This is a genomic window from Tardiphaga sp. GW821-FHT12E02 (assembly GCF_058807155.1).
Genome location: NZ_JBXAQK010000001.1, coordinates 372641 through 385272 on the forward strand (window position 1 = coordinate 372641; position 12632 = coordinate 385272).

Annotated in this window: 12 protein-coding genes; 10 read left to right on the plus strand and 2 right to left on the minus strand. The window is 63.3% G+C overall.

The window, feature by feature from the left end; all coding sequences use genetic code 11:
* Positions 1-240: 240 nt before the first annotated feature.
* From rplU to AC1RQ5_RS01795, 3 genes are all read left to right on the plus strand, one after another.
* The gene (gene rplU, locus AC1RQ5_RS01785) at positions 241-630 is read left to right on the plus strand and encodes a 50S ribosomal protein L21 (protein WP_398483724.1); all 390 of its coding nucleotides are present in this window, start codon (positions 241-243) and stop codon (positions 628-630) included.
* A gap of 107 nt (positions 631-737) precedes the next feature.
* The gene (gene rpmA / locus AC1RQ5_RS01790) at positions 738-1010 is read left to right on the plus strand and encodes a 50S ribosomal protein L27 (protein ID WP_211911333.1); all 273 of its coding nucleotides are present in this window, start codon (positions 738-740) and stop codon (positions 1008-1010) included.
* A 139-nt stretch (positions 1011-1149) separates the two neighbouring features.
* On the plus strand, positions 1150-1743 hold the full coding sequence (locus AC1RQ5_RS01795; protein ID WP_493196891.1) for a GNAT family N-acetyltransferase: 594 nt from the start codon (positions 1150-1152) through the stop codon (positions 1741-1743).
* Positions 1744-1866: 123 nt separating this feature from the next.
* Here AC1RQ5_RS01795 and AC1RQ5_RS01800 read toward each other — a convergent pair whose 3' ends face one another.
* Positions 1867-2784 (minus strand): DMT family transporter, encoded by a 918-nt coding sequence (locus tag AC1RQ5_RS01800; protein WP_493196892.1) that lies wholly within the window; start codon positions 2782-2784, stop codon positions 1867-1869.
* A 287-nt stretch (positions 2785-3071) separates the two neighbouring features.
* On the opposite strand from AC1RQ5_RS01800, the gene obgE reads away from it, so the two are divergent.
* The 3 genes from obgE (at position 3072) to AC1RQ5_RS01815 (ending at position 5858) form a co-directional block, all read left to right on the plus strand.
* Entirely contained in the window at positions 3072-4121 is a 1050-nt protein-coding gene (obgE, locus tag AC1RQ5_RS01805; protein WP_493196893.1) for a GTPase ObgE, read from the plus strand.
* 122 nt (positions 4122-4243) lie between these two features.
* A complete protein-coding gene (gene proB / locus AC1RQ5_RS01810; protein WP_493196894.1) occupies positions 4244-5374 on the plus strand; it encodes a glutamate 5-kinase in 1131 nt (376 codons plus the stop codon).
* A 262-nt stretch (positions 5375-5636) separates the two neighbouring features.
* Complete coding sequence (locus tag AC1RQ5_RS01815; protein WP_493196895.1) at positions 5637-5858, plus strand: hypothetical protein; 222 nt, start codon at positions 5637-5639, stop codon at positions 5856-5858.
* Positions 5859-6020: 162 nt separating this feature from the next.
* Here AC1RQ5_RS01815 and AC1RQ5_RS01820 read toward each other — a convergent pair whose 3' ends face one another.
* Positions 6021-7703 carry an MFS transporter gene (locus AC1RQ5_RS01820; RefSeq protein ID WP_493196896.1) on the minus strand — a complete coding sequence of 561 codons (1683 nt, stop codon included), beginning with the start codon at positions 7701-7703 and terminating at the stop codon, positions 6021-6023.
* 147 nt (positions 7704-7850) lie between these two features.
* On the opposite strand from AC1RQ5_RS01820, the gene AC1RQ5_RS01825 reads away from it, so the two are divergent.
* From AC1RQ5_RS01825 to AC1RQ5_RS01840, 4 genes are all read left to right on the plus strand, one after another.
* Positions 7851-9239 (plus strand): cytochrome P450, encoded by a 1389-nt coding sequence (locus tag AC1RQ5_RS01825; RefSeq protein ID WP_493196897.1) that lies wholly within the window; start codon positions 7851-7853, stop codon positions 9237-9239.
* 192 nt (positions 9240-9431) lie between these two features.
* Positions 9432-10841 carry an adenylate/guanylate cyclase domain-containing protein gene (locus AC1RQ5_RS01830; protein WP_493196898.1) on the plus strand — a complete coding sequence of 470 codons (1410 nt, stop codon included), beginning with the start codon at positions 9432-9434 and terminating at the stop codon, positions 10839-10841.
* A gap of 135 nt (positions 10842-10976) precedes the next feature.
* Positions 10977-11447, plus strand: coding sequence for a tellurite resistance TerB family protein (locus AC1RQ5_RS01835; protein WP_398484663.1), 471 nt, complete (start codon positions 10977-10979; stop codon positions 11445-11447).
* Positions 11448-11639: 192 nt separating this feature from the next.
* Complete coding sequence (locus tag AC1RQ5_RS01840; protein ID WP_398484661.1) at positions 11640-12428, plus strand: SDR family NAD(P)-dependent oxidoreductase; 789 nt, start codon at positions 11640-11642, stop codon at positions 12426-12428.
* The last annotated feature ends 204 nt before the right edge of the window (positions 12429-12632 follow it).

The window sequence follows — 12632 nt, forward strand, 5'->3', positions numbered from 1 at the left end:
AGCCAGACGCAGGCCAAATGCCTGTTTTTGGCTCGCTTTTCCTTGACTCCCCGTCTTCCCCCTCTATAAAGCACCCTTCGGCGCAAGCTTTGTCTCGCGCCGATTGTTTTTGCGTGGGGCCGCAACGTCGGCCAGAAAATGCAAAAGCTTCAAACCCTTATCGACTGAACAAGAAGCCGTCCCGGAGCGATCGGTTGTCGCTTGATCCGAGGACGGGATCGAACACGAAGGATTAGAACGATGTTCGCAGTCATCAAAACCGGCGGCCGGCAATACCGCGTCGTTCCGGATGATGTACTTGAGATTGGCAAGATCGCTGGCGATGCCGGCACGATCGTGCAGCTTGGTGAAGTGTTGATGCTCGGCGGTGATACGCCTGTGCTCGGCCTCCCGACCGTTTCCGGCGCAAGCGTTGCGGTTGAAATTCTCGACCACAAGCGCGGCCCGAAGGTCATCGCGTTCAAGAAGCGCCGCCGCAAGCACTCGAAGCGCAAGCGTGGCTACCGTGACGAGCTGACCCTGGTGCGCATCAGCGAGATCCTCGCCGATGGCAAGGCGCCGACGCTGGGCCCGCGCCCGAAGCGTGAAAAGGCAGCCCCGAAGGCCGCTCCGGCCGAAGCGGCCGAGTAAATAGAATCGCTGCAGCAGCGGAATTATCCGCTGCGCAAATTTGAATTTCCGTGAGACAATTCCCGCAAGGAATTGATCTTTGAATAGATCGAGATCGGAGACGAGCTATGGCTCATAAAAAAGCAGGCGGTTCATCGCGCAACGGCCGCGATTCAGCTGGCAAGCGTCTTGGCGTCAAGGCGTTCGGCGGCGAGCGCGTGATTCCCGGCAACATCATTGCGCGTCAGCGCGGCACCACCTGGCACCCCGGCCTTAATGTCGGCATGGGCACGGATCATACCCTGTTCGCCAAGGTCGAAGGCCGCGTGGAGTTTAAAGCCAAAGCCAACGGTCGCACCTTCGTGTCGGTACTCCCGATCACTCAGGCCGCGGCCGAATAAACGGTGGACACTCAAATGGAGTCCGCCGGGTCCTGTTGAACCGGCGGAGTGCCAGAATTGGGCTCCAGAGGGGAGGCGGGAAACCGGCCTCCCCTTTTCGTTTGGTGCGTCGCTTCGGGGCGCATTGCAGGAGCCCGAGATGTTGCAGGATATCCCGACACCCCAGCTGAGCGAGAGCAGAGCCGCTGTTCTGCAGACGCAACGCCTGACCTTGCGCAAGCCCGTGATGGCCGATGCCATCGCAGTGACCGAACTCGCCAACGACCGCCGCATCGCCGAGAATACCCGCCGGCTGCCGCATCCCTATTCGCAGGATGATGCCGAACAGTTTGTCGGCTCGCTGCAGGATGAAGCGGCCACCGACGCGGTGTTCCTGATCGAGCTCGATTATCGCCCGATCGGCATGGTCGGTGTCGACTGGCGCGAGCCGGATGCACCGGAACTCGGCTACTGGCTGGGCGTCGCACATTGGGGTCGCGGTTACGCGACCGAAGCGGTGCGTGCGGCGATCGACTACACATTCGAGGAGTTTGCCATCGATCAGCTGATCGCCGGCGCGCGCGTCGCCAACCCGGCCTCGCGTAACATCCTTGAGAAGTGCGGCTTCCAGTGGACCGGCGTGCAACTGCATCGCTTCGAGGCGATCGGATCGTCAACGCCGGTGGATTGCTTCAAGCTGACACGTGGCGTGTGGAGCTCGCTGAAGAACTGGGCGAGTTCGACGCGGAGATGACGGATCGTAGGATGGGTTGAGCGCAGCGAAAACCCATCACAACAGGCGCCGGAGCACGCGGTGATGGGTTATCGCTCCGGCGCTACCGCGCCTGCGCTCAACCCATCCTACGGCCCCGGCGTTTTAAACCACCGGCGGCACTTCGTCGGCGATCTTCCCCAAACTCTGCTCACGCAGGAAGATATAGAGCCCCGCGGCAATGATGATCGTGGCGCCAATCAGCGTCGCCGGCGCCGGCAGTTCATCGAAAATCAGATAGCCGAAGATCACCGCCCAGATGATCATCGTATATTGATACGGCACCACCACACTCGCCGGCGCCAGTTTCAATGAGCGGTTCACGCACATCAGCGCCGCGATCGACACCACGCCTGCCAGGAAAAACAGGCCGAGATCGCCGAAGCCCGGCGTCACCCAGCCGAATGTCGTCAACACCGCACCGAAAGTGAACGTCCCGATGAACTGCGTCGTTGCCAGCACCACATCCGGCGCCGAGCGCAGCGACCGCGTGATCAGCATCAGCGCCGCGAAGGACAAGCTGCCACCGAGCGCGATCAGCGCCGGCCAGGTCACCATCTGCGCCGACGGTTTTAGCGCGATGATCACGCCCACAAAGCCGACAAACACCGCGCTCCAGCGCCGCCAGCCGACGGATTCGCGCAAAAAGATCGCAGACCCCGCGGTGACGAAGATCGGACAGGCCAGATAATAGGTAATGACGTCAGCCAGCGGCAGATAGCCCGCCGCCCAGAAGAAAGCCGCGACCTCCAGCGTGGACAGCACCACGCGCAGCACCTGCAGGCCCGGCCGGTCCAGAGTGAGAAAATCGCCGCGATGCCGCCAGATCATCGGCGCCAGCAGCGTCAGCGCCGCGATGGCGCGGAGGAACATCAATTGCCCGACCGAATAGGTCGAAACCAGATATTTGCCGATGGCGTCGCCGCAGGAGAACATGGCGATGCCCGCCAGCATCAGGCCGATACCGGCTATCCGGGCGGCGCGATTGTCGGCGGCGGTCGAAATGGTCGCAAACATGCCCATATGCGCCTTTAAGAGCCCTCTCAGTCCCTCATCCTGAGGAGCCGTGCGAAGCGCGGCGTCTCGAAGGATGGCCGCAAACTCGGAGCCAAACAGCTCATGGTTCGAGACGGCGCGGAAGACGCGCCTCCTCACCATGAGGTTCGGAGTTTCGCGGGCGGCAGAGACAATAGTTAACGTTTCCCATTGTCCTTTAGGACGCGATTGAAACCGCAGCAAGGCAGCCATTCGTCGCCTTGCGGGCGCGATGAGTTGTTGCCGCAAACACCCCCCTGCGATACGGATACGCCATGAAATTCCTCGATGAAGCCAAGGTTTACATACGTTCCGGCGACGGCGGCAACGGCTGCGTGGCGTTCCGCCGCGAGAAGTATATTGAGTTCGGTGGCCCGTCCGGCGGCAATGGCGGCCGCGGCGGCGATGTCATCATCGAAGTCGTCGATGGCCTCAACACGCTGATCGATTATCGCTACCAGCAGCACTTCAAGGCGCCGCGCGGCGTCAATGGCATGGGCAAGGATCGCCACGGTGCCAATGGCAAGCCGATCACCCTGAAAGTGCCGGTCGGCACCCAGATCATCGACGAAGACAAAGAAACGCTGATCCACGACTTCACCAAGCTCGGCGAGACCTATGTGCTGGCCGAAGGCGGCAATGGCGGTTTCGGCAATGCGCATTTCAAGTCGTCCACCAATCGCGCCCCGCGCAACGCCAATCCCGGCCAGCCCGGCCAGGAGCGCTGGATCTGGCTGCGGCTGAAGCTGATTGCCGATGCCGGCCTGGTCGGCCTGCCCAATGCCGGCAAGTCGACGTTCCTCTCAAAAGTCTCGGCGGCACGGCCGAAGATCGCCGACTATCCCTTCACCACGCTGCATCCGCAGCTTGGTGTCGTCGGCGTCGATGCGCGCGAATTCGTGCTGGCCGATATTCCCGGCCTGATCGAGGGCGCCCATGAAGGCGCCGGCCTCGGCGATCGCTTTCTCGGCCATGTCGAGCGCTGCCGGGTGCTGCTGCATCTGATCGACGCCACCTGCGAACATGCGGGCAAAGCTTACAAGACCGTGCGCGGCGAGCTGGACGCCTATGAAGGCGACCTCGCCAACAAGGTCGAGATCGTGGCGCTCAACAAGATCGATGCGGTCGAACCGGACGAGCTGAAGAAGCAGAAGGAGCGCCTGAAGCGCGCGTCCAAGCAGACGCCTCTGCTGATCTCGGGTGCAACAGGCGATGGCGTGCCGGAAGCCCTGCGCGCGCTGGTCGAGGTGATTGGCGAAGCACCGGTGTCCGACAAGGCGAAGTCGGCCGCACAGTCCGCACCATGGGCGCCTGCAAGCAACTAACGTTTCGATGATGCACGACACCCGCAACGCGCGTGGACCTAACCTCTCCCCGTAAGAACGGGGCGAGGGAATACGAAGCGCCTCCGAGACACCACAGACACCATCGCCCAAGAAGCATCGCCATGTCGTCGCCTGATCTCAAAAACTTCCGCCGCATCGTCGTCAAGGTCGGCTCCTCGCTGCTGATCGACCATGCAGCGGGTGAAGTGCGGGCAGAGTGGCTGGCAGCACTGGCTGCCGATATCGCCAAGCTGCACGCCGATGGCCGCGACGTGCTCGTCGTGTCGTCGGGCTCGATCGCACTTGGCCGTCATCGCCTGAAGCTGCCGCGCGGTCCGCTGAAACTGGAAGAGAGCCAGGCTGCGGCAGCCGTCGGGCAGATCGCGCTTGCCCGCATCTGGTCCGAAGTACTCGGCCATCACGGCATCGGCGCCGGACAGATTCTCGTCACGCTGCAGGACACCGAGGAACGCCGTCGCTATCTCAATGCGCGCTCCACCATCGGCAAACTGCTGGAATGGCGTGCGGTGCCCGTGATCAACGAGAACGACACCGTCGCCACCAACGAGATCCGCTACGGCGATAATGACCGCCTTGCCGCCCGCGTTGCGACCATGACGTCAGCCGATCTGCTCGTGCTGCTGTCCGATATCGATGGGCTCTACACCGCACCACCCGGCGCCAATCCAGATGCGAAGCTGATCCCGGTGGTCGAGCACATCACTGCCGATATCGAGAGCATGGCGGGTGCCGCCGAATCCGAACTGTCGCGCGGCGGCATGTACACCAAGATCGAGGCCGGCAAGATCGCGACCACCGCCGGCACGCATATGATCATCGCCTCCGGCAAGATCGATCATCCGCTGCAGGCGATCGCCGATGGCGGCCGCTGCACGTGGTTTTTGACGCCCGCCAATCCCGTCACGGCGCGCAAGCGCTGGATTGCGGGATCGCTGGAGCCGAAGGGCACGCTGACCATCGACGCCGGCGCGGCCGCTGCATTGCGTGCGGGCAAGAGCCTGTTGCCGGCCGGCGTGATCCGCGTCGATGGACAGTTTTCACGCGGCGATGCGGTGATCGTGCGCGATCCCGATGCGCATGAAATCGGTCGCGGTCTCGTGGCCTATGACGCCGAGCATGCCGAGAAGATCAAGGGCCGCTCATCGCCGGATGCGATGAACATTCTCGGCATCACCGGCCGCATCGAGATGATCCATCGCGACGATCTCGTCATCGGCGGTAGCCGGAACTAACTCAGCCCCTCATGGTGAGGAGCGCGCCCTTGCGCGCGTCCCGAACCATGAGCTGGCTTGGCTCTCGCGCCCGTCGCCATCCTTCGAGACGCCGCTTCGCGGCTCCTCAGGATGAGGGATGGAGTGACGGAACTAGCTTTCGTTCCATTACTTCCCAACGCCGACGCATCGCGCAGCGCGAGTTCCCGCCATCATTGCGCCATGCCCACGGTCTTGTCTGCGCCCGCATTGATAATGACCATTTAACGAGGGAGATATTGCAATGAAACGCCTTTTGATCGTTCCGTTCCTGCTGCTCACCACGCCGGTTCTCGCGCAGCAGGGCAACACGGCAGCCAACCAGAATGCCTGTTCGCGCGACGCATCGCGTTTCTGCCGCGCCAAGATGAATGATGGCGACATGGTCGTGCTGAGCTGCCTGAAGGAAAATCGCAGCAAGCTTGGCAAGGCCTGCGCGAAAGTGCTGGCGGACAACGGACAGTGACGTTCTAACCTCTCCCCGCCTGCGGGGAGAGGTCGACTGTAGCGCGCGCAGCGCGTGGAAGTCGGGTGAGGGGGCTATCCACACGCTCCGAGTAAATGGAGAGCCCCCTCACCCGACCGCGCTTCGCGCGGCCACCCTCTCCCCGCAAGCGGGGCGAGGGAACTAACTGCTGCCCGCTGGCGTCGAGGCCGGCAGCACTTCCGTCGCGGCGCGATCCGGCGTCTCGTCCTTCCAGCGGACCGAGCCGAAAGGCCGCTCCAGCATGCGGCGGACGCGGACGGGATCGGGGCCGAGATGGAAGCCCGCCGCACGCAGATACAAAGCACGCTCCGACTGCGTCGTGCGATTGCGCTGGCGCAAGAAGTCCATCCATGTCGGGCAATGATAGCGCTCGGTCCACAATTCCGGATCGGCAATGTCGCGCGCGATCGACCAGCCATAGGCGCCATTGCGCTGCCTTGTGAGCTGCACCTCCTGCATGACGCCATGGAAGGCACGCGCCTGTTCCTGATCGACGCGGTATTCGATCTCCACCACCAGCGGCCCACTGCGCGCCGTGAGCTGCAACTGCACTTCGGGATCCTCAAGCCGCTCCGCATCCTCATCGCGGGCGCCGGTGGGCGGCATGCGCCACACCAGGCCGAACAGCGGCGAGGCGAACATCGCGATGCCCGAGACGATCAGCGCCCATTCGATCCCGACCACGTCGGTAAGGCGGCCCCAGCCCCAGCTGCCGATGGCGATGCCGCCGGCGATGGCCGCCTGGAACGCGGCGAGCGAACGCCCCGCGACCCAGCGCGGCGCCGACAGCTGCACGCCGATATTGAACAACGCGATCGCGGCCATCCAGACGGCGCCAGCGACGACCAATGATGCGGCGGTCAGCACCGGCTCGGTCGACATCGCCACGCCGATGATGGCCATGCCCATGATCAGCGTGCAGCCGCGGATCGCGGTTTCGCTGGCAAAATGCTTGCGGATATGGCCGATATTCAGCGCGCCGATAACGGCGCCCATGCCGAAGGCGCCAAGCATGATGCCGTATGTCTGCGCGCCGCCATGCAGCAGGTCGCGCGCCACCAGCGGCATCAGCGCCGAGATCGAGCCACCGCAGATGCCGGTGATCAGCGTGCGCATGAGCACGATCTTGATGGAGGGCGAATTGGCGATGTAGCGGATGCCGGAGACGATGGCCCGGTTCAACCGCTCGCGCGGCAGCCGCGAGACCTCGATCTGCCGCCGCCACAGCAGCAGCACGACGAACAGCGGCACATAGAGCAGCGCATTGGCGCCGAACGCCGCGACAGCCCCCGCGGCCGCCACGACGACGCCGCCGATGGCCGGGCCAAAACTGCGGGCGATGTTGTAGCTGATCCCGTTCAGGGCCACGGCGGCGGGCAGCACGTCTTCCGGAACCTGCTCGCCCACCGAGGACTGCCAGGCCGGGCCGAACAGCGCCATGCCGCTGCCGATGATGAAGCAGAAGGCGAGCAGGATGTTCGGCGTGATATGGCCGGTCCAGTCCATCGCCGTGAGCGTGCTGGCGCCGACGAGCGACAGCGCCAAGGATGCCAGCGACACCATGCGGCGGTCATACATGTCGGCCACGGCGCCGGCCGGCATCGCCAGGATCATGATCGGCAGCATCAAGGCCGTCTGCACCAGTGCCACCTTGTCGGCGGAGGCGGTCATCTGCGTCATCGCCCAGGCAGCGCCGACGCTCTGGATCATCAGGCCCAGATTTGACAGCAGGCTGGCCAGCCAGATGCGGCGGAACACCGGAAACCGCAGCGGCGCGGCAATTCCGTCAGAGGGCAAGGGAGCAGGTTTGGGGGATTCCGTCATCACCAATGGTGATGCCTGCGAAGGACATGCCCTGTCCAGTCGCTCCCGCATAAATCGATGCTGCACCTGCAAACAATGACGCCTTCAAGACGCCGGCTTTGTCCGATGATATGATCCGCTGTCGCTCTCATCGTTGCGAGGCCTGTCGTGAGCATTGCCGAGGTCTACGACTTTCCGATCCCGAAACGGCATGTGGTGCCGCCGGCCCCGCCGCGTGCGCCCGAGGACATGACGGCACGCGACCGCATGAAGGCGATGCGCCGCAGTGCCATCGAGACCTGGGGCCAGAAGGCCTATGAGGACGACATCATCAAGGGCCGCTTTTTCGGCCATGCCAGCTTCATCCTCAACGACCCCGATGCGATCCGCCACGTGCTGGTGGACAATTACGAGAACTACACCCGCACCCCCGCCGCCTTCCGGGTGTTGCGGCCACTGCTCGGTGACGGCCTGCTGACCGCCGAAGGGCGCGTCTGGAAACATCAGCGCCGCACGTTGGCGCCAGCCTTCACGCCGCGCGCGGTGGGCACGCTGGTGCCGCACATGCTCTCGGCCATCGACGACACGGTGGCCGACCTGCAGGGCAAGACCGATGGTCCCGTGGATCTGCGCGAGATCATGCAGCGCATGACGCTGGAGATCGCCGGCCGCACCATGTTTTCCTATGGCATGACGAAGCACGGCAAGGTGCTGCGTGACTTCGTCATGGAATACGGGCAGACCCTGGCCCGGCCGCATTTCTTCGACCTGCTGCTGCCGGCGGGCTGGCCTACGCCGCAGGATTTTCCCCGCTGGCGCTTCCGCCGCCGCTGGACGCGCTTCGTCGCCATGCTGGTGGCCGAGCGCCGCGCTGCCGGCAAGGCGGACGATGCCCCGCCGCGTGATCTGTTCGAACTGATGCTGGCGGCCCGCGACCCCGAAACCGGCGCCGAATTCACCGATGACCAGCTCGGCGATCAGGTCGCGACCATGATCCTCGCCGGCCATGAGACCACGGCAACGGCTCTGTTCTGGGCGCTGTATCTGCTGACGCTCGATCCCGCCACGCAGGAGCTTGTGGCCAGCGAGGCGCGGGCAGCCATGGCCACCGGCGCGCTGGCATTCGACCGCCTGAAATTGACCCGCGCGGTCATCGACGAGACCATGCGGCTCTATCCGCCGGCCTTCCTGATCGCACGCGCCGCCCGTGCCCCCGACACGATCAGCGGCATGGCGGTCGCGAAGAACGACATCGTCCTGATCGCGCCATGGCTGCTGCACCGGAACGAGACGCGCTGGTCCGAGCCCAACGCCTTCATGCCGCAGCGTTTCACGTCCGGCCATCCGCAGCCCGACCGTTTTGCCTATCTCCCCTTCGGCGTCGGCGCCCGCGTCTGCATCGGCGCCCATTTCGCCATCGTCGAGGCCACGCTGGCGCTGGCGAAGATCATCGGGAATTTCCGGGTGACGCTGCCGGACGCGGAGCCGGTGATGCCGATCGGCGTCGTGACGACACAGCCGGACCGGTCACCGGAGTTCAGGATCGCCGCAAGGTAACCCCCCTCATGGTGAGGACGCGCGAAGCGCCGTCTCGAACCATGAGCTGGCCTGGCTCGGAGCATGCCACCATCCTTCGAGACGCGCGCAAGAGCGCGCTCCTCAGGATGAGGGTGGAGTTTGATCCGCGATGAGGGACAGAGCTCGTGACGCGTCTTGGACTCCCGCCCCCCACCCCCTATCTATCGAGCTATGAGCGACATCCTCTCCCACTTCGCGCGCCTGAAGAAAGTCACCGATCCCGCGGTTGCCGACGCCATCGCGCTGCTGGCGCAGGAGGGCGCGGATCATGAGCTCAATCGCGTCAACCCGCTGGATTTCGCAGCGCGCACTGGCCTTAATGAAGAGAAAGCCATCGCCGGCTTCCTGCATGCGTCCAAGCTCGGCCTGTTCGATCTGACCTGGAATGTGATGTGCCCCGGCTGCGGCGGGGTGCTCGATGCCCATGGCACGCTGAAATCGCTGCGCAGCGACGACTATCAATGCGGCCTGTGCGGCCGCGGCTATGCCGTGTCGGTCGATGAGCAGGTCGAGGTCGCCTTCACCATCTCGCCGCGCATCCGACGGATCGCCGCCCATGACCCGAATTCACTGCCGATCTGGGAATATTTCCGTCAGGTGTTCTGGAGCTCGGGCATCGAATTCAACGCGGACGCACTGTCGACCTTGTCGGAGGACGTGGTGCTCGATGCCCGCGAACTGCCCGCGCATCAACGCGCCGAGCTGACGCTGCAGCTACCACCGCAATTCATCATCCTGTTCGAGCCGGTGACTCACACCGCGCATTTCATCGATGTGCAGGGCGAGCCGACTGATGAGATGCGACATCTCTCCCTCACCTATCGCAGCGAACATGCGCCAACGCTGACGACCACCATGCAGCCGGGCCCGCTGACGATCGCCTACGACAATCAGACCGGCACCCGCGTGCTGCCGTCGATCCTGGTCGCCGCCGATGCGCTTCATCACCTGATCGGCAAGCGCAAACCCTTCGTCACAGCCAAGCGCATCCTCAGCAACCAGACCTTTCGCGATCTCTACAAGGCCGACAATCTCAATATCGACCAGCGCCTGAAGATCACCTCGCTGACCTTCCTGTTCACCGACCTCAAGGGCTCCACCGCGCTTTATGAGCGCGTCGGAGATCTCGCCGCTTTCGATCTCGTCCGCGCGCATTTCCATGCGCTGCTCGACATCATCGCAGCCGAAGGCGGCGCCGTGGTGAAGACCATCGGCGACAGTGTAATGGCGACCTTCACCCGTCCCGAGCAGGCGCTGCTGGCCGCGATTGAAATGCGCAAGGCGATGGAGCGGCTCAATGACGAACGCGAGACCCGCGATCTCGTCGTCAAGATCGGCATCCATGAAGGGCCATGCCTCGCCGTGATGCTCAATGAGCGGCAGGACTATTTCGGCCAGACCGTGAATATCGCCGCGCGCGTCCAGGGCCTCGCCACGTCACAATCCATTCATGTGACGACACCGATCGTTTCCGCAAAAGCTGTCGAAGCGATTCTGCAACAGGCGGGTACCGCACCCATCGAGAAGACTGCCGCTTTACGCGGCATTGCTGATAAAGTTTTGGTCTACGAAATTCCGTAAACGAACCAAGGCTTACTTAACTGTAATTACGCGGTCAGGAACCGGCGTGTATTGTGTGCGTTCATGTTCCGCGCCACAACGCGATGGCTCATTCGCCGCATGGTGCGCGGCCCGCCGATCTGGTTCAAAAATCTCATGCTCGAAAAATTACGCCAATTCATTTCAGACGTTGTGGCCCCCGATGCCACGGCCGACCAGAAATTCGACGATACCGGTTTCCGCCTCGCGGCCACCGCACTGCTGATTCATGTGATTTCGATCGATGGTGCGCCATCCAAGATCGAACAGGAAAAACTCCACAGCCTGATCGAGACGCGCTTCGAGCTCGACCCCGGCACCGCCGATCGCCTGATCGAGGCGGCGACGCTGGTCGAAGGCGAGGCTGTCGATCTCTATCACTTCACCAGCGTCATCATGCGCGTGGTGGATGAGCCCGGCCGCATCCGTCTGGTCGAGATGATGTGGGAGCTGGTTTTTGCCGACGGCAAGGTCAGCGAATTCGAGGAAAACGTGGTCTGGCGTGCCGCCGATCTGCTCGGCGTGTCCGCACGTGACCGCGTCGAGCTCAAGCGCCGGGTAGCCGGCGATACGGCCGAGACGGCCTGATTCAATCCGTCACATATCGCCGATAGCACGATGCGTGATCGGCGATATCGCATGCGGCTCTTTGGCGAGACACGCGCTGAATTGGCTGCCCCGGTATCCGGGTGGCCATTGGCGCTTGCGCATCAATCATATCCCTATTACGCCTTAGTTAGAGCCATTCGTCTTCAAGCCATACTTGCAAGAGAATTCCCTGTGACTGAGCGCGTAACGTTGATCACCGGAGCTTCGGCGGGAATTGGCGCCGAGATGGTCCGCGTCTTCGCCGCCCACAGGCATCGGCTGGCACTGGTGGCACGGCGTGCCGATCGCCTCACCGCTTTGTCAGACGAGATCGTCGCCGCCGGCGGCTCCGCTCCGATCGTCATTCCCTGCGATCTCGAACAACCGGACGCCTGTGCGAAGATCGAAGAAGCGTTGCAGAGCAACGGCGTCGAGGTCGAGTATCTCATCAACAATGCCGGCTTCGGCATGTTCGGTTTCGCCGTCGACATGGACCGCGATGCGCAGCTGCGCATGATCGACCTGAATATCCGCACGCTCACCGATCTGTCGCTGCGCCTCGCACCGCAAGTGATCCGGCATAAAGGCGGCATCCTCAATATGAGTTCGATCGCCGGCCTCATCCCGGGCCCCGGCATGGCGGTCTATTACGCCAGCAAGGCCTATGTGCTGTCCTTCACCGAAGCACTGCGCCAGGAGCTCGGCCCCAAGGGCGTGCGCGTCACGGCCATCTGCCCCGGCCCGGTGCCCTCGGAATTCCAGGCGCGGGCGGGTTTCAAGCCGGGGCTGGATTCGATGATTCTCGGCGTGTCTCCGAAGGATGTCGCGACGCTGGCTTACAAGAGCCTGATGGCGAACAAGGGCACGGTGTTTCCGGGACTCGGTATCAAGATCGTGCCGATTTTGCTCAGGCTGTTCCCCCGGAGCTTTATTGCAGGGGCCGTGGCGAGGCTGCAGCTGACACGGGTGGGGCAGGTTTAGGGCCGCAGGATGGGTTAAGCCCAGCGAAAACCCATCAGCGGAGCCAACCACAACGACGGAACGATGGGTTATCGCTCCGGCGCTTTGCACCTACGCTCAACCCATCCTACGGCTTCGGAGCTTTCCAGAGTTTCATCTCCGTCCGTCTTCGCCCTAACGGGCTTCGCCGGACACCACGCTTCGCCAAAAGGCTTCGCATGGCTG